General features: G+C 70.1%; 16 protein-coding genes. 3 read left to right on the forward strand and 13 right to left on the reverse strand.

All coding sequences use genetic code 11. The features are described 5' to 3' along the window. Positions 1-43 precede the first annotated feature (43 nt). A complete protein-coding gene (locus ACEVFP_RS00100; RefSeq protein ID WP_375001307.1) occupies positions 44-1,132 on the forward strand; it encodes an S-(hydroxymethyl)mycothiol dehydrogenase in 1,089 nt (362 codons plus the stop codon). Next, positions 1,132-1,767, forward strand: a complete 636-nt coding sequence (locus ACEVFP_RS00105) for an MBL fold metallo-hydrolase (RefSeq protein WP_375001308.1) — start codon at positions 1,132-1,134, stop codon at positions 1,765-1,767. Before ACEVFP_RS00100 ends, ACEVFP_RS00105 begins: the two co-directional genes overlap by 1 nt. A 41-nt stretch (positions 1,768-1,808) precedes the next feature. Here the strand turns inward: ACEVFP_RS00105 and ACEVFP_RS00110 are convergent, their stop codons facing one another. The 13 genes from ACEVFP_RS00110 to ACEVFP_RS00170 form a co-directional block, all read right to left on the reverse strand. Continuing rightward, on the reverse strand, positions 1,809-2,210 hold the full coding sequence (locus ACEVFP_RS00110) for a hypothetical protein (RefSeq protein WP_375001309.1): 402 nt from the start codon (positions 2,208-2,210) through the stop codon (positions 1,809-1,811). Beyond that, a complete protein-coding gene (locus tag ACEVFP_RS00115; RefSeq protein WP_375001310.1) occupies positions 2,207-3,034 on the reverse strand; it encodes a nucleotidyltransferase domain-containing protein in 828 nt (275 codons plus the stop codon). Before ACEVFP_RS00115 ends, ACEVFP_RS00110 begins: the two co-directional genes overlap by 4 nt. A gap of 157 nt (positions 3,035-3,191) precedes the next feature. After that, the gene (locus tag ACEVFP_RS00120; RefSeq protein WP_375001311.1) at positions 3,192-3,776 is read right to left on the reverse strand and encodes a DedA family protein; all 585 of its coding nucleotides are present in this window, start codon (positions 3,774-3,776) and stop codon (positions 3,192-3,194) included. After that, positions 3,773-4,564, reverse strand: coding sequence for an MBL fold metallo-hydrolase (locus tag ACEVFP_RS00125; protein ID WP_375001312.1), 792 nt, complete (start codon positions 4,562-4,564; stop codon positions 3,773-3,775). The genes ACEVFP_RS00120 and ACEVFP_RS00125 overlap by 4 nt, the downstream gene beginning before the upstream one ends. Continuing rightward, on the reverse strand, positions 4,557-6,662 hold the full coding sequence (locus tag ACEVFP_RS00130) for an alkaline phosphatase family protein (RefSeq protein WP_375001313.1): 2,106 nt from the start codon (positions 6,660-6,662) through the stop codon (positions 4,557-4,559). The genes ACEVFP_RS00125 and ACEVFP_RS00130 overlap by 8 nt, the downstream gene beginning before the upstream one ends. Before the next feature lie 121 nt (positions 6,663-6,783). Beyond that, a complete protein-coding gene (locus ACEVFP_RS00135; protein ID WP_375001314.1) occupies positions 6,784-7,017 on the reverse strand; it encodes a DUF3618 domain-containing protein in 234 nt (77 codons plus the stop codon). Next, positions 7,014-7,439, reverse strand: a complete 426-nt coding sequence (locus ACEVFP_RS00140; RefSeq protein WP_375001315.1) for a hypothetical protein — start codon at positions 7,437-7,439, stop codon at positions 7,014-7,016. The genes ACEVFP_RS00135 and ACEVFP_RS00140 overlap by 4 nt, the downstream gene beginning before the upstream one ends. A gap of 61 nt (positions 7,440-7,500) precedes the next feature. Then, positions 7,501-8,358, reverse strand: coding sequence for an oxygenase MpaB family protein (locus tag ACEVFP_RS00145; protein WP_375001316.1), 858 nt, complete (start codon positions 8,356-8,358; stop codon positions 7,501-7,503). Between the two features lie 16 nt (positions 8,359-8,374). Further along, a complete protein-coding gene (locus tag ACEVFP_RS00150; RefSeq protein WP_375001317.1) occupies positions 8,375-9,448 on the reverse strand; it encodes an ABC transporter ATP-binding protein in 1,074 nt (357 codons plus the stop codon). A 54-nt stretch (positions 9,449-9,502) separates the two neighbouring features. Next, entirely contained in the window at positions 9,503-10,423 is a 921-nt protein-coding gene (locus tag ACEVFP_RS00155; protein WP_375001318.1) for a carbohydrate ABC transporter permease, read from the reverse strand. Next, the gene (locus ACEVFP_RS00160; RefSeq protein ID WP_375001319.1) at positions 10,423-11,391 is read right to left on the reverse strand and encodes a carbohydrate ABC transporter permease; all 969 of its coding nucleotides are present in this window, start codon (positions 11,389-11,391) and stop codon (positions 10,423-10,425) included. Before ACEVFP_RS00160 ends, ACEVFP_RS00155 begins: the two co-directional genes overlap by 1 nt. A 121-nt stretch (positions 11,392-11,512) precedes the next feature. Next, positions 11,513-12,862, reverse strand: coding sequence for an ABC transporter substrate-binding protein (locus ACEVFP_RS00165; RefSeq protein WP_375001320.1), 1,350 nt, complete (start codon positions 12,860-12,862; stop codon positions 11,513-11,515). A 24-nt stretch (positions 12,863-12,886) separates the two neighbouring features. Further along, a complete protein-coding gene (locus ACEVFP_RS00170; protein ID WP_375001321.1) occupies positions 12,887-13,900 on the reverse strand; it encodes a sugar-binding transcriptional regulator in 1,014 nt (337 codons plus the stop codon). A gap of 208 nt (positions 13,901-14,108) precedes the next feature. Here ACEVFP_RS00170 and ACEVFP_RS00175 point away from each other — a divergent pair, with 208 nt between their 5' ends. Next, positions 14,109-15,608 (forward strand): mannitol dehydrogenase family protein, encoded by a 1,500-nt coding sequence (locus tag ACEVFP_RS00175; RefSeq protein ID WP_375001322.1) that lies wholly within the window; start codon positions 14,109-14,111, stop codon positions 15,606-15,608. The last annotated feature ends 95 nt before the right edge of the window (positions 15,609-15,703 follow it).

Below are 15,703 nucleotides of genomic sequence, written 5' to 3' on the forward strand. Positions count from 1 at the left end.
GTCTAGCGTCGGACGTGACTTGCGCCACTTCCCAGGAGGACCCATGCCGCAGACCGTCAAGGGCGTCGTCGCCCGCGCCAAGGGCGAGCCCGTCACCGTCGAGAACATCGTCATCCCCGACCCCGGCCCCGGTGAGGCGGTCGTGGAGGTCATCACCTGCGGCGTCTGCCACACCGACCTGCACTACCGCGAGGGTGGCATCAACGACGAGTTCCCGTTCCTGCTGGGCCACGAGGCCACCGGCACGGTCGAGGCGGTCGGTGAGGGTGTCACGGAGGTAGCGCCCGGCGACCACGTCGTGCTCAACTGGCGCGCCGTCTGCGGCCAGTGCCGCGCCTGCAAGCGCGGTCGTCCCTGGTACTGCTTCGACACGTTCAACGCCGAGCAGCCAATGACACTGCAGGACGGCACCGCCCTCTCCCCGGCGCTCGGCATCGGCGCGTTCGCCGAGAAGACCCTGGTCGCCGCCGGTCAGTGCACCACGGTGGATCCCACTGCCGACTCCGCTGCCGTGGGTCTGCTCGGGTGCGGCGTCATGGCCGGCGTGGGCGCGGCCATCAACACCGGCCACGTGCAGCGCGGCGACACCGTCGCGGTCATCGGCTGCGGCGGGGTCGGCTCCGCAGCGGTCGCCGGGGCGAGCATGGCCGGCGCGGCCAAGGTCATCGCCATCGACCTCGACCCCCGCAAGCTCGAGTGGGCCACGAACCTCGGCGCCACGCACACCGTCGACGCCTCCTCCGCCGACGTCGTCGAGGCGGTCCAGGAGCTCACCGGCGGCTTCGGCGCCGACGTCGTGATTGACGCCGTCGGCCGCCCCGAGACGTGGAAGCAGGCCTTCTACGCCCGCGACCTCGCCGGCACCGTCGTCCTCGTGGGCGTCCCGACGCCGGACATGCAGGTGCCGGACATCCCGCTCATCGACTTCTTCGCCCGCGGTGGCTCCCTGAAGTCCAGCTGGTATGGCGACTGCCTGCCCAGTCGCGACTTCCCGATGCTGGTCGACCTGTACCAGCGGGGCAAGCTCGACCTCGATGCCTTCGTCACCGAGCGCATCGGCATCGACGACATCGAGGCGGCGTTCACCAAGATGCACCACGGCGACGTCCTGCGATCGGTGGTGGAGCTGTGATGTCGGCCGGAGCAGGGGCACAGGTCAGCAAGGTCGTGACGTCCGGTCAGTTCGAGCTCGACGGCGGCAGCTGGGACGTCGACAACAACGTCTGGTTGGTGGGCGACCCGGTTGGTCAGGAGGGGGCGGAGGTGATCGTGATCGACGCCCCGCACGACGCCGCCGCCATCCTGGAGGGGATCGCCGGCCGCACCGTCCTGGCGGTGGTGCTGACGCACGGCCACAACGACCACGTGAACGCCGCCGTCGCGGTGGCCGAGGCCACCGGCGCACCGACGTGGTTCCCGCCCGAGGACCGGATGCTCTGGGATGCGGAGAACGACACCGCCCCGGACGAGGACCTGCTGGACGGCCAGACGTTCACGGTGGCCGGCAGCACGCTGCGGGCCATCCATACGCCCGGCCACTCGCCGGGCAGCACCTGTCTGTACTCCGAGGACCTCGGCGTGCTGTTCTCCGGGGACACGCTCTTCAACGGTGGGCCGGGGGCGACAGGTCGAAGCTACTCCAGCTTCGAGACGATCGTGCAGTCCATCCGCACCCGCCTGCTCACCTTGCCGCCGGAGACTGTCGTGCACACCGGGCACGGCGACGACACCACGATCGGTGACGAGGTCTCGAACGTGCCGGAGTGAGTCCGCCGGCCGTCTTCAGAGCGTCGACCCACCGGTTGCCGTCAGCGGCTCGCGGCGTCTCTCGCAGCACCAACCAGTGCTGTCGCTGCTCGCTCGGCACTGAGGACTGTGGAGTCACTCACCGCGCCGCCGGCGTACTGGGCCTTCGTCTTCAGGTTCAGCAGTGTGGTGAGCTTCTTGCGATGCTCCTGGGCGCCGGGTACCTCGGCGATGAGCCGTGCTGCTTGTGAGTGGTCGGTCCCGTTGTAGCGCTTGCCCAGGCGGATGCCGCAGATCACGTCGGCGGCGGCGATGCCGGCGAGCACATAGGAGGAGACGGCTGCTCGGGACGTTGCTGGCCCGGGCGCTTGGAGGGCGATGGTGTTGCGGGCCTGCTCCAGTTGGGCCTCGGCGTCGGCGAGTCGGGTCTCGCACTGTGCACGGCTGACTTCGATGGTCTTCATGGCCCGGTGGTCCCATGCAACGCGGCGCGGGCGTTGCGGGAAAGTTGAAGTTTCGGCGCCATCTCGTTCAGTGAGGCCTTCAGCGGCTGGGGCAGTTCATCGGTGAACGTCGGTGCCAGTTCTGCGATGAGTCGGGCGGTGCTGGGCGTCAATTGTGCGTTGAGGGCCTTGGCCACCGACGGGGTGAACGTCTTGGTGGAGAGGGTGTGGGCAAAGGAGCGCGGGAGTAGGTCGGTGGTGGGCACCCCTGCGATCGGGCGCCGGCGTTCGGTGACCGCGGGTGCGTTCTCGGCGACCATGTCGACGAGCTCGTCTGGGGTGAGAGTGAGGACCTCGACGCTGTTGCCGGTCCATTGAGCGACGGCGTCGTGGAGGTCACTGGTCTGGGTCTCCCACGTGTCGAGCTCGTCCGTGGCGAGGCTGGGGGCGACGACGAGGATGTCGATGTCGCTGTCCTGTGCGGCTTCGCCGCGTGCGGCTGAGCCGAAGAGCTCGACTGAGAGTGGCTGGATGGCCCACTGCTCGACGGCTGTCCGGATGTGCTGGTCGAGGCGTTGCATCAGGGTGGAGAGGTGCTCGACGGCTGGCCAGGCCAGGTGGTCGCGGTTTGCTTCATAGGTGTAGGTCTTGCCTACCCGCGCCTCGACGGCGATGCCTTGGTCGGCGAGCCGCCTGAGGACCTTTCGGATACCTGCGGGACTTCCGGTGGCGCACAGGTTGATGACCTGGTGGGTGGTGAGGGGTGCTGCTGCGGCGGCGAGCACTCGAAGGACTGGCCCGTCGAGTGTCGGTGTCACCACGGCGAACGGTTCCCGCACATCCATCATTTCACTATAGTGCACGATCGCGTACAAAAGTAGATTTCACCACCAGCGAGCCAGTGAGGTTGCCTTGGCCAGTGGCGATGGCCTTTGGCACAGTCCCGTGGTCGGTGCGTTCTCGTGTCGTGGGGCAGTGTCCAGGCTCGCCCATCCCACCGCGTCAGGCTGCTTGGCGGGCGATCCACCAGCGTTGCGTCGCCTGCACCACCACCGTCAGCAGGACAGCACCCACCACCGCGGCGATGACGGCCAGCTGGGGGTCCTCGAACAGGGAGTCACCCAGCAGGCCGATCGTCGTGTACGCGCAGGACCACAGCAGGGTCGAGGCGATGGCCGCCACGACGAACCGTTGCCAGGGGTAACCGCCGAGCGACGCCGCGAGCAGCACCGGGACCCGTCCGCCCGGCAGGAGCCTGGAGACGAGCAGCGCGCGGAGCTCGTGCGCCTCGATGCGGGCCCGGATCCGCTGGAGTGCTCCGCGAGGGTCGGTCCTCTGCAGCCAGCCGACGCGCTGCGCCAGCGACTCCCCGGCGATGCGCAGGGCACCGTAGGTGGTGATGTCGCCGGTGTAGGCACCCGCGGCACCGACCGCGACCACCACGGCGATCTCCCACGTGTGCTCGCCGGCAGCCAGGACAGCGGCGGCACTCACCGCGGGCCCGGTCGGCACCACGGGGATCGTCGACCCGAAGGCCACGAACCCGTAGAGCGCCAGCAACCCGAGCAGCCCGAGCCCTTCGTTCATGGCTGCTCCTCGAGGACGACGCGCTCGCCGTGCGCGGGGAGCAGGGCGGTGGTCTCCGGACTCGCCGCGGCCATTGCCGAGAGGAACCGGGGACCGGGAGAGACGAACAACCGATGGTGGCGAGCGGGATCGAGGTGGCGCAGGGCGAGTGGCCAGAAGGTTCCGTGGTGCACCGGTACCGCCCACCGAGCTCCGACGGCGCGCACGGCGGCTGCCGCCTGGTCTGGGTTCAGGTGCTCTCGGCCCAGCGACGGGCCCCAGCCCCCGATCGGCACCAGGGCCAGGTCGACCGGCTCGACGGCGGAGAAGGCATCGTGCGGTCCGGTGTCCCCCGGGAACCACATGCTGTGCGACGTCCCTGCGACGCGGAACCCCAAGGCCGGACCGCGCGCCCGCGAGAACGGGTGACGTCGGCCGCTGTGCCGGGCGCCCAGCACGTGCACGGCGAGCCCGGCCACCTCCAGCGAGTCGCCGGGCTCCACCTCGAGGACCTCTCGTCCGCGCAGTGAGCGCAGCACTCCGCTCGCGCCGCGGGGCACCAGGATCGGCGCGTCCGCACGGACCCGGCGCAGCGACGGCAGGTGTAGGTGGTCGGCATGCAGGTGCGAGATGAGTACCACCGACGCCTCGGCGGCGCGGGGTGCGGGCGTCGGAGCCTGGCGGCTCAGGTGGAACAACCGGTCGACGAGCAGGGGGTCGGTGAGCACGTGGGAACGGTCGATCTCGACGCTGACGCTCGAGTGCCCCCACCAGGTGGTCGCGAGCCGGGACCCGTCGGACTCACTCACCGGTACCGTCCACGTCCTGGTCGCGTCGCAGGCCCAGCTGCTCGAGCCGGTGCAGCAGGGTCGCGTGGACGTCCAGCCCGGTGAGGGGCTCGGCGTCCGGGACCTCCCACCCCCCGGGGTGGACGAGCAGCGCCTCGGTCTGCGCCCCGCCGATGCCACCGTGCGAGCCCACGAGCTCCTCGAAGGCGACGACCTCGTCGATCGAGGGGTCGTAGGCACCGAGGACCACGAGGTCGCCGACATGGTCACGCTGGTCGAGCCCGGCGACGTCGTCCGATGCCATCGGCCCGTACACCGCGAGTGGATCGGCTCCCTCCCCCCGCACGCAGCGACCGGCCTCGACCTCCCGCCAGCCGTCGGCACCGATCGCCAGCAGCGCTCCGTCGTCGCGTCGGGTCAGCACCGCACCCACGTGCGGGTTCTGGGCCAGTCCGGAGACGAGCTGAGGGTGTCGTGCCTCGACCTGCTCGAGTGTCGCGCGTCCCGGAAGATCGGTCAGGTAGACGTGGGCGAGGCTGCCCGCGGCGGCCACCACGATGGACTCACCCGGCTCGGGATGCGTCGGCTCCACCTCACCTGCAGCCTCGGAGCCGCTTCCGGGTCGGCGCGCCAGCGCACCGCGGGCTGCTGCTGCCATGGCTCGGTCGGAGCGGCTCGCGCTGTTCAGCAGCACGTTGGCCGGCGCCCACGTCTCGACCGGGTCGTCGTCGTGGTGCTCACGGGCGGGCTGGCGGGCGAGCTCGGCCACGACGTCGTGGAGCGTCTGCCCGGTGAGCTGGCGGAAGGTCATGCCCTGCGACTGCCCGTGGTCGGAGACCACGACGATCTCGTAGTCACGGTCGATCTCCGCGCTCAGCTCCTCGAAGAACTGCAGCACCCGGTCCAGGCCCTCCAGCGTGCGGACGGACTCCGGGCGGGTGGGGCCGGCGTGATGGGCGACCTCGTCGTAGTCGACGAAGTCCACGAAGATCACGTCGGCGCCGCGGGACATCTGCTCGGCGACCATGGCGACGTTCAGGTCACGCAGCACCACGGTCGCCAGGCCCCGCAGCAGCACGAAGGACCCGCCGCGACGCACGCGCGGCAGGACGTCACGACGCCGTTGCCGTCGTCCTTGGTGCAACTCGGTGATCATCTGGCCGATGAACAGCACGTAGGAACGAGCCAGGCCGGTCCGGGCGACGGCGAACGAGGCTGCGCCGCGGTCGGCCGAGGCGAGTCGAGCGTCGCTCATCGTCAGCAGACGGGTGGGGGCGTCGCCGGAGAACAGGTTGGAGACGCTGACCCCGCCGTCGGCCAGCAACCCGCGACCCGTGGACATCGAGCGTTCGACGGCGGCGAGGTCGGCGGGCTGGCTGCTGACCACGAGCCGCCCTGCCTGCTTGTCGTACCAGCGGAACGATGGCACGGAGGTGACGTCGCCGTGCAGCAGCACCGACTGTCCGGCCGGCGTGGTGGCCGGCAGGCCGGTGTGCCAGCTCCGCAGCCGGTGGCGCCCCGAACGCAGCCACGTGGAGATCGTCGGCATCGCGCCGCTGGTGATCCCTTGGCGCAGCAGCGGTTCACTCACACCGTCGAGCTGGACGATGACCAGTCCGGTGCCGGCCCGGCCGTGGCGGTGGTTGACCCGGACCGCGCGTCCGAGCACGTGGCCGAAGAACGCCTCGTCGCTGCTGGCGTCGAAGAGCCAGTTGATCGCCGCCGCCCCGGCCGCGGCCCCCCACGAGGCGAGGATGATCTCGCCCACGGAGAACGGTTCCACCGTGGGCACCACCTCCAGGGCGACCCACAGCACCAACGCCTGGGCGAGCAGTCCGGCCACCAGCAGGCCGATGGTCCCGGTGACGACGGTCAGGAAGGTCAGAAGCGGTCGCAGCAGCGCCCCGACGGCCAGCACGCCGACAGCCAGCGACGCCACCGAGATGGTGCCCCGCGTGACCTGGGTCCCGGGCAGCAGCCACAGCACCAGCGTCAGGGCGAGGAAGGACACCACGAACGAGCGGAGGACCGCGACGACCCAGCCCCAGTCCGGACGCCACCGCGCCACCCGCCGGCCGACGAGGCGCAGTCGCTGCAGGGACGTGCTGACAGGACTCACGGCAGGGGTGCCGGACCGATGACCGCGAGACTCACCTCTTGAGGGTATCGGCGGGCCGTCGACAGGCACGGTCGACCCGCCTCGAGCCGCTGGGACTCCTGGCGATGCTGGTGCGGGCTGATCAGGAGCGACGGCGCCACAGCAGGGCGCCGACGGTGGCGACGGCCCCCACCGCGAGGAGTCCGGCGATGCGGCGGGCCCGCTCGTCGGTGGCCCTGGCCCTGACGTCGGCCACCGCGTCCCTGGCGTGTGCCTTGACGTCGAGCTTCTCGCTCAAGGCGTCGACATCCTCGGCGAGGTTCGCCGTGGCCTGGGCGATCAGCTCTTCGGTGGGCCGCTCCTCAGCGGCGCTCACAGATTCTTGTTCGGGTCGAGGTCGCGTGCCGTGGGCGGCGGGGGCGATGCCGACGTCGGCGTGCTCCGGGGCAGTGGCTCCTCGGCCGCTCCGGAGCGGGGTGCGGCGGGATCGGCGACGGCCTTCGGTGGGCGATCGGCATCAGCCAGGTCGGCCAGCGGGTCTTCGGGCCCGTCGTCCTTGGACAGCGTCTCGCTGACCTTCTCGGTCACGGCGGAACCGGCCGTCGTGGCGGCCTCGGTGACCTTGCCCCCAGCGGCGCTCGCGGCATGTTTGGCGGCCTCGTCGACGCCGTGTTGGACGGTGGGCGAGTTCCAGACCCTGGTGGACTGGTCACGGATCTGCTCGTACCGCTCACGCCCTGCGCGAGCGCCCAGCACGTATCCGGCCACTCCTGCGGCGACCAGCAACAACTTGTTCACGACCATCACTCCCCTGCACTTAAGTCGTCACCTCCGATCCTGCCCGAGATGTGCACAACTCTCATCTCGGGGGTGACCCGACGGACGACGGCGCCATCGCCCAGCGGATCGTCCGGGTGGTGGCGGTGGCGGCGCCACGGACCAGCGTCGCCTCGGTGACCGGCAGCCACGGCACGCGAAGGGGCCAGCGACTCCACCGAGGAAGCAGGCCGACGGCCGCAGCCGCCAGCGTGGAGTACGGTCCGCGCAGCGTCCACGGAACGGGAGGGTGCACCAGCAGGTAACGGGTGGTGCGCCGCGCTGCCGCCGTGGAGGCCAGCTCCGGGCGGAAGGCCTCGATCGCCTCGTCGAGCTCGGCGACGCACGTGGGCACGTCGCAGGCCCCGAGGGCGCGGCCGATGACGGCAGTCTGCGCGACATAGTCGTCGCGTCCCTGCGGTGGCAGAGGGCTGCGTCCGTACCGGTCGTGCGCCCGCAGGAAGCTGTCGACCTCGGCGACGTGGACCCAGCGCAGCAGGTCCGGGTCGTCGGCACGGTAGGCCCGGCCGTCCGGCGCGACGCCGTCGATGTGCGCGTGGACGGAACGCACCACGTCGATCGCCCGGTCGGCGTCCGCCGTCGTCGCGAACGTCGTCTCGGCCAGGAAGGCACTCGTGCGGTTCAACCGGCCCCAGGGATCGCCCCGAAAGCCCGAGTGCTGGTCGACGGCCGCCATCGCGAGTGGGTGCAACGACTGAAGCAGGAGGGCCCGGATGCCGCCGACGAACATCGAGGCGTCCCCGTGGACCCGCCAGATGGCCGAGTCCGAGGAGAAACGGCGCGGACCAGGGGTGCCGTGGATGCGGTCACGGCGCCCCGAGCCCTCCTCGCCCGCGACCCGGGCGAAGATCAGCTCACCGAGCGCGGCACGGACGTCCATGGCACCAGTGTGCCCTTCAGTCCCCGATGCGCAGGCCCGACTCCGGGTGGAACAGGTGGACCGCCCCACCGGCGTGCCGCAGCCGGACGGGGTCGGCGAGCCGGGCCGGCGTACGGTCCAGCGACCGTGCCACCAGGGTCGTGCCCGCCTCGGTGCGGGCGTGGACGTAGGACTCGCTGCCCAGTTCTTCCACGAGCTCGACCTCGGCGGCGACCGGACCGTCGTCGGACAGCTGCAGCTGCTCAGGACGCAGTCCGACCGTGACCCGCTCGAGCCCCTGCAGGGCGGCACGCTGCTCACCGCCGATCTCGAGGGTGGCGCTGCCGAGGCTCAGCCCGGCCGGGCCGACGGTTGCCTCGAACAGGTTCATGGCCGGTGAGCCGATGAACCCCGCGACGAACACGTTGGCCGGACGGTCGTACAGCTCGGCCGGCGTCGCGAACTGCTGCAGGGTGCCGTCGCGCAGCACCGCGACCCGATCCCCCATCGTCATCGCCTCCACCTGGTCATGGGTGACGTAGACGGTGGTGGTGCCGAGCCGGCGTTGCAGGGCGGCGATCTGGGTGCGGGTCTGCACGCGCAGCTTGGCGTCGAGGTTGGACAGCGGCTCATCCATGCAGAAGACACGCGGCTCACGCACGATGGCCCGACCCATCGCCACCCTCTGTCGCTGACCGCCGGACAGCTTGGCGGGCTTGCGGTCCAGGAAGTCGGTCAGGTCGAGCAGCTCGGCGGCCCGCTCCACCCTGCGGCGGCGCTCGTCCGCCGCCACGCCACGCATCTTCAGCGCGAAGCCCATGTTCTCCGCGACCGTCTTGTTGGGGTACAGGGCGTAGTTCTGGAACACCATGGCGATGTCACGGTCGCGCGACGGCACCCCGACCATGTCCTCGTCACCGATGGTGATGCTGCCCTCGTCGATCTCCTCCAGCCCGGCGAGCATGCGCAGGGCCGTGCTCTTGCCCGAGCCGGATGGCCCGACCAGCACGACGAACTCTCCGTCCTCGATGTCCAGGTTCAGGGCGTCGACGGCCAGCGAGTCCGAGCCGGCGTAGATGCACGAGGCGTTGCGGTAGCTGATGGCGGCCATGGGGTCCTCAGTTCTCGGTGTGGATGACGACGGGGATGCAGGTGGGGTGATGGCTCATTTGATGGCACCGAACGACAGGCCGCGCACGAGCTTGTTCTGCGCGACCCAGCCGGCGATGACGACCGGCAGGGCGGCCATCGTGGCGGCGGCGGACAGGCGGGCCCAGTACAGGCCCTCGCCGGTGATGAAGCCGACGAGGAAGACCGGCATGGTCTGGGCCTGCACGGCGGTGAGGTTGACGGCGAAGAAGAACTCGTTCCAGGAGAAGATGACACAGATCAGGGCCGTGGCCGCGATGCCGGGAGAGACGATCGGCAAGATCACCTCGCGCACCGACGTCCACAGGCTCGCGCCGTCCATGCTCGCCGCCTCCAGCAGCTCGGCCGGGACCTCGAGGAAGAACGAGCGCATCATCCACACGGCGATCGGGAGGTTCATGGCGGTGTAGAGGACGACCAGCGACCAGACGTTGTCGAGCAGGCCGATGTTGGCCACGATGACGTAGATCGGCACGATCGCCGCGACCACCGGGAGCATCTTGGTGCTGATGAAGAAGAACAGTGCGTCCTGCGTGCGCCGGACCGCTCGTAGCGAGAGGGCGAACGCCGCAGGGACGCCGAGCGCCAGCACCAGCACGGTGGAGACGACGGTCGCGAAGGCGGAGTTCATCAGGGCCGTGCCGAGACCGGTCTCGAAGACCGCCCGGTACTGGTCGAGGGTCGGGGTGAAGAAGAACGTCGGAGGGTCGGTGTAGGCGTCGGACTCCTGCTTGAAGGACGTCAGGACCATCCACAGGACCGGGAAGAAGAACCCGATGCCGGCGATCCACGCCAGGACCCCCCACAGGGGTTCGGCGCCGCGACGCCTGCGGCGACGCACGGTGCGACCAGGCGCGGGTGGCTGACCGCCGTCCTCGGCGGACCGGGTGGACGGGGTGACGTCAGGGGCCATGTCGTGGCGCGTGGGGGTGCTCATCAGGCCGCCTCCTCCTTGCCGCTGAAGGATGTGAAGATCATGCGCAAGGCCACCGTGGCCACGATGATCGTGCCGACGACCACCACGACGCCCATCGCAGCGGCCTGACCGATGTCGAAGCCCAGGAACGCCCGCTGGTAGATGTAGAAGGGCAGGTTGGCGCTCGCGGTCCCGGGGCCGCCCTGCGTGATCATGTAGATCGCGTCGAAGGTGTTGACGAGGTAGATCGCGCCCAGCACCGCACCGAGCTCGATGAAGCGTCGCAGGTGCGGCAGCGTCAGCTCCCGGAACTGGGCGAAGGCACTCGCGCCGTCGACGCGGCCGGCCTCGAGGATGTCGCGTGGCATCGACTGCAGCCCGGCGAGGATCAGCAGCATCATGAACGGCGTCCACTGCCAGATCAGGGCGATCATGACGGCGGCGATCGGATAGCTGCTCACCCAGTCGGTCTCACCGGCCCCGAACGGCGCGAGCACGAAGTTCACGATGCCGAAGACGGGGTCGAACATCGTCGTCTTCCACAGCAGTGCCCCGGCGACCGGTGTGACGAGAAACGGCGTGATGAGCAGGGTCCGCACGATGCCGCGGCCGAGGAAGGCACGGTCGAGCAGGAGCGCCAGCAGCAGCCCGAGCACGACGGAGATCAGGACCGTGCCGACGATGATGAGGATCGTGTTGAGTGCGACGCCGCGGAACTGGCTGTCGGCGAAGACGCTGGCGTAGTTCTGAAGGCCAACGAACTGCCGGGACCCGGGACGCACCAGGTTCCAGGACTGCGTCGAGTAGTAGATCGTGAAGACGAAGGGGATCTGCGTCACCACGATCATGAAGATCAGTGCGGGCAGCAGGGGGCCGCGTCGCCGCCAGCCCTCCGCCCTGGAGATGGCCTGGTCACGACGCTTCTGTGCGTTCGCCACACGGTCGGCGACGCTCAGGTGCGCGTGCGGTGAGCTGGTGGTCGTGCTCATGGCCGCACCACCGTGATGAAGCGCACAGGATCCGGCGGTGGCGCGATGGCGTCCGGTTGGTTCACTCGCTGGGGGCACCACCCCGCACGGAGCGAAGCGGAGTGCTTGGGGGAATGCTCGCTCACTGATCCTCCTGGTAGCTCTGGCCGACGATCTCGGCGTAGCGCTGCGACTGCTCGAGAGCCTCCTCGACGCTCTGCCGGCCGGCGATGGCCGCGCTGATCTGCTGGCTGACCCGGGTGCCCAGGTCCTGGAACTCGGGGATGGCGAGGAACTGCACCCCGGTGTACGGGACCGGGTCCACGGTCGGCTCGGACGGTGTCGTCTCGTCGATGGAGTCGAGGGTGATCTGGCCGTAGGCCTCGGCGGCCTCGGCGTACTCGGGGATCTCATAGGTCGAGCTCCGGCTTCCCGGTGGCACGCGCTCCCAGCCGAGCTCCTCGCCCACGGTCCTCAGGTAGTCCTTGCTGGTCATCCACGAGATGAACTCCCAGGCCTCGTCGGCCTTGTCGCTGCTGGCGGGGATGCCCAGCGACCACGTGTACAGCCAGCCGGAGTTCTCCTTGACCTTGATGGGTGCGCGGGCGTAGCCGATGTCCCCCACGACCTCGCTCGCCTCGGGGTCCTCGATCGTCGAGACGGCCGACGTGGCGTCGTACCACATGGATGCGCGACCCTGGGCGAGCTGCGTGGCGCACTCGGTGAAGCCGCTGCCGGCCGCGCCCGGCTGGCCGTGCTCACGCACGAGGTCGACGTAGAACTGCACGGCCTGCGTGAACTCCGCGCTGGTCAGCTGTGGGTTCCAGTCCTCGTCGAACCAGCGTGCGCCGAAGGTGTTGACGACGGTGTTGAGTGGAGCGAGCAGCTCGCCCCAACCGGGCTTGCCGCGCAGGCAGATCCCGGGCTCACCGGGCCCGTCGAGCTCCTTGGCGGCCGCCGCCACCTCATCCCACGTGGGCTGCTCGGACAGCTCGATCCCGGCCTCGGCGAACCGGTCCTTGCGGTACATGAGGAAGGACGACTCGCCGTAGAACGGCACCGAGTACAGGTCGCCCTGGTAGGACAGCGACTCGCGCAGGGAGGAGATGAAGTCGTCCGGGTCGTAGTCCGGTGTCTGGTCGGCGTACTCCGAGAGGTTGCGCAGCCAGCCGTACTCGGCCCACTGCGGGGTCTCGAAGTTGCTGATCATGACGACGTCGAACTCGCCGCCGCCCATGGCGGTGGAGGCGGTGATCTTGGCGCGCGCCTCGTTCTCCGACAGTGTCACGAACTTCAGGTCGATGCCGGGGTTCTCGGCCTCGAACATCGGGGCGAGGCGGCGGGCGTCCTGCATCTGGGAGTTCGAGACCATGGCCACGGTGACGGTGTCGTCGCTGGAGCCGAGCGACGCAGGGCCGGCGCACGCGGCCAGCACCAGGGCCGTGACCGTCCCGGCTGCGGCGAGTCGTGTCGCGCTTCGTCGTCGGGTCATCGGTCGGTCTCCCTTGTCGGTGGGTCAGTGATCGAGCAGCCATCGGGCGGTGTCGACGTCGCACACGAGCAGCGAGGAGAACCCGCCGCGCAGGGCGCCGAGGATGGCGTGATGCTTGGACTCGCCGCCCGCGACGAGCACGGCGGCGGGGCAGTCTCGGACGGCCTCGAGCGAGACCGAGACGGCGCGTTCGGCGAGCTCGCCGTCGACGACGCTGCCGTCCTGACGGAAGTAGCGGCCGGCGATCTCGCCGACGGCGCCGGCGGCGGTGAGCTCATCGAGCATGGCGGTGTCGACGAACGCGCCCTCGAAGAGAGTCGTGGCGCGGGAGACGGCGCCGACGCCGAACATCATGACGTCGGCCTCCGCTCCGGCCTGCAGGGTCCGGGAGATGACGGAGTCGGTCTGCAGCGAGGCGACGGTGGAGGGGTCGGCGAACAGCGGTGCCGGCAGGCGCATCGTGGTGGCCTTGAGCTGTTCGGCGCAGCGCCCGAGCACGTACTCGGTGCCGGTCTGGTAGTCGGCGGTCGTGACAGAGCCGTCGAGCTGCACGACCCGGGAGCAGGTGGACTCCCCCGGGGTGAGGGCCTGCGCGACGGCGACCGTCTCCGGGCCCCACGTGAAGCCGAGGGTGTCCTCGGCACCGATGCGTCGTGCGACGAGCGCCGCGGCGGCGCGACCGAGCCCGCTGAAGCTGGTGGACCTCTCCGGTGGGCCGGTGACCGGGTCCCCGACGACGATCACCTCCGTGAGGTCGAAGCGCTCCTCCAGGGCACGCTCCTCGTCGGCGTGGACCTGTTCGGCCAGGTGTGGCGGGACCTCGACCTCGATGCGCACCAGCCCCTGCTGGCGTGCGCGGGCCACGAGGCGGCCGGCGGTGGGTCGTGAGACGCCCAGACGGCGGGCGATCTCGGCCTGGGTCAGGCCTTCGACGTGGTACAGGGTCGCGGCGCGCAGGGCGAGGCGGAGATCGTCGGCCGACGCCGTGGTGCCGGACGTCGTGCGGCCGGTGGCGGGCCCCGTGGGGTTCACCTTCATGGCTCCGGCCCCTTCCTGCGTCCTGCCGCGCTCCGGGTACGGAACCCCGGCGGCTGTGAGCAAATGCTCAATAGTGGATCATGTGCTCAGGAAGGTACCATCACGCATGTGACCTGCGCAACACCCAGCGATGCGGGTTCTCCGGTGCCCGGCCAGCAGGTGACCAGCCGCCGGATCACCGCCGCCCAGTGCAAGGAGGGACCAGCCCATGAGGGTGAGCAAGACGACCATGGACGACCTGCCGATCCCCGGCCCCGGATACGCCCGCGACGACGTGACGTCGGGCATCGTCCACATCGGAGTCGGAGGGTTCCACCGGGCTCACCAGGCGATGTACCTCGATGCGTTGTTGCGCGACGGCGGTGACCGCACCTGGGGTCTGACCGGCATCGGCCTGATGCCCGGCGACACCCGCATGCGCGACGTCCTCGACGCCCAGGACGGCCTCTACACGCTGGTCGTCGAGCAGCCAGACGGGACCCGTGACGCTCGGGTGATCGGCTCGATCCTGCGCTATCTCTACGCGCCCGACGACGTCGAGACTGCGATCGAGGTCATCGCCTCCCCCACGACACGCATCGTCTCGCTCACCGTCACCGAGGGCGGGTACGGCATCGACCAGGAGACTGGAGAGTTCGGGCTCGACGACCCGGCCGTGCAGGCCGACCTCGCCCGGCCCGAGCGCCCGCGGACGGTCTTCGGCCTCGTCGCAGCGGGACTGCAGCGGCGCCGGGAACGCGGCCTGCTCTCACCGACGATCATGTCCTGCGACAACGTCCAGGCCAACGGTGAGGTGGCGCGCAGCGCGTTCGTCGGGTTCGCCCAGGCACTCGACGCCCGGTTCCCCGGGGGCAGGTCTGAGGGAGGTCTGGCTGCCTGGATGCAGGAGCACACGCACTTCCCCAGCTCGATGGTCGACCGGATCACGCCTGTCACCCCGGCGTCGCTGTCTGCCGAGGTCAGCGAGCAGTTCGGCGTGGAGGACGGCTGGCCCGTCGTGGCCGAGCCGTACACGGCCTGGGTGCTGGAGGACGACTTCGGCGCCGGGCGTCCCGAGCTCGAACGGGTGGGCGTGCAGCTCGTGGACGACGTCACCCCGTATGAGCTGATGAAGCTCCGGCTGCTCAACGCGAGCCACCAGGGCATCGCCTACCTGGGGCACCTGTGCGGGTACCGGCTGGTGCACGAGGCGGCCCAGGACCCGCTGTTCGAGGACTTCCTGCTGGCGTACATGGAGCACGAGGCGGTCCCGACCTTGCCCGAGGTTCCGGGTGTCGACCTGGATGGGTACTGCCGGACGCTCATCGAGAGGTTCGCGAACCCGCGCATCGGCGACACGATCGCCCGGCTCGCCGCCGAGTCGTCGGACCGCATCCCCACCTGGCTGCTTCCCGTGGTGCGCGAGAACCTGCGCACCGGTGGGCCGATCGAGTGCTCGGCCACGATCATCGCCGCCTGGGCACGCTACGCCGAAGGTGTCGACGAGGCCGGTGAGCCGATCGACGTCGTGGACCGGCTCGCCCAGACGTTGACCCCGATCGCGCAGCGTCAGCGCGAGGAGCCGACGGCCTTCATCGCCCACCGCCGCGTCTTCGGCGACCTCGTCGACGACGAGCGGTTCGTCACGGCGTACACCGATGCGCTCGCCAGCCTGCACACCCACGGTGCACGCGCCACCCTCCAGGACCTCGCCCAACCTCACGGGTGATGCAGTTTCCCACGAGACCGCTCCTTTCCTGCGCAAAGCACACGAAGTTTCGTGTCATCAGCGCAGGTTTCGAGCGGTCTCGTGGGAAACCTGCA

This window comes from Aeromicrobium sp. CTD01-1L150, from assembly GCF_041951745.1.
Classification (GTDB): domain Bacteria; phylum Actinomycetota; class Actinomycetes; order Propionibacteriales; family Nocardioidaceae; genus Aeromicrobium.

Excerpts from the sequence above, each read along its gene's own strand:
- ACEVFP_RS00100 (WP_375001307.1), top strand. The coding sequence starts at position 44 with ATGCCGCAGACCGTCAAGGGCGTCGTCGCCCGCGCCAAGGGCGAGCCC.
- ACEVFP_RS00105 (WP_375001308.1), top strand. The coding sequence starts at position 1,132 with ATGTCGGCCGGAGCAGGGGCACAGGTCAGCAAGGTCGTGACGTCCGGT.
- ACEVFP_RS00110 (WP_375001309.1), bottom strand. The coding sequence starts at position 2,210 with ATGAAGACCATCGAAGTCAGCCGTGCACAGTGCGAGACCCGACTCGCC.
- ACEVFP_RS00115 (WP_375001310.1), bottom strand. The coding sequence starts at position 3,034 with ATGGATGTGCGGGAACCGTTCGCCGTGGTGACACCGACACTCGACGGG.
- ACEVFP_RS00120 (WP_375001311.1), bottom strand. The coding sequence starts at position 3,776 with ATGAACGAAGGGCTCGGGCTGCTCGGGTTGCTGGCGCTCTACGGGTTC.
- ACEVFP_RS00145 (WP_375001316.1), bottom strand. The coding sequence starts at position 8,358 with ATGGACGTCCGTGCCGCGCTCGGTGAGCTGATCTTCGCCCGGGTCGCG.
- ACEVFP_RS00150 (WP_375001317.1), bottom strand. The coding sequence starts at position 9,448 with ATGGCCGCCATCAGCTACCGCAACGCCTCGTGCATCTACGCCGGCTCG.
- ACEVFP_RS00155 (WP_375001318.1), bottom strand. The coding sequence starts at position 10,423 with ATGAGCACCCCCACGCGCCACGACATGGCCCCTGACGTCACCCCGTCC.
- ACEVFP_RS00160 (WP_375001319.1), bottom strand. The coding sequence starts at position 11,391 with ATGAGCACGACCACCAGCTCACCGCACGCGCACCTGAGCGTCGCCGAC.
- ACEVFP_RS00165 (WP_375001320.1), bottom strand. The coding sequence starts at position 12,862 with ATGACCCGACGACGAAGCGCGACACGACTCGCCGCAGCCGGGACGGTC.
- ACEVFP_RS00170 (WP_375001321.1), bottom strand. The coding sequence starts at position 13,900 with ATGAAGGTGAACCCCACGGGGCCCGCCACCGGCCGCACGACGTCCGGC.
- ACEVFP_RS00175 (WP_375001322.1), top strand. The coding sequence starts at position 14,109 with ATGAGGGTGAGCAAGACGACCATGGACGACCTGCCGATCCCCGGCCCC.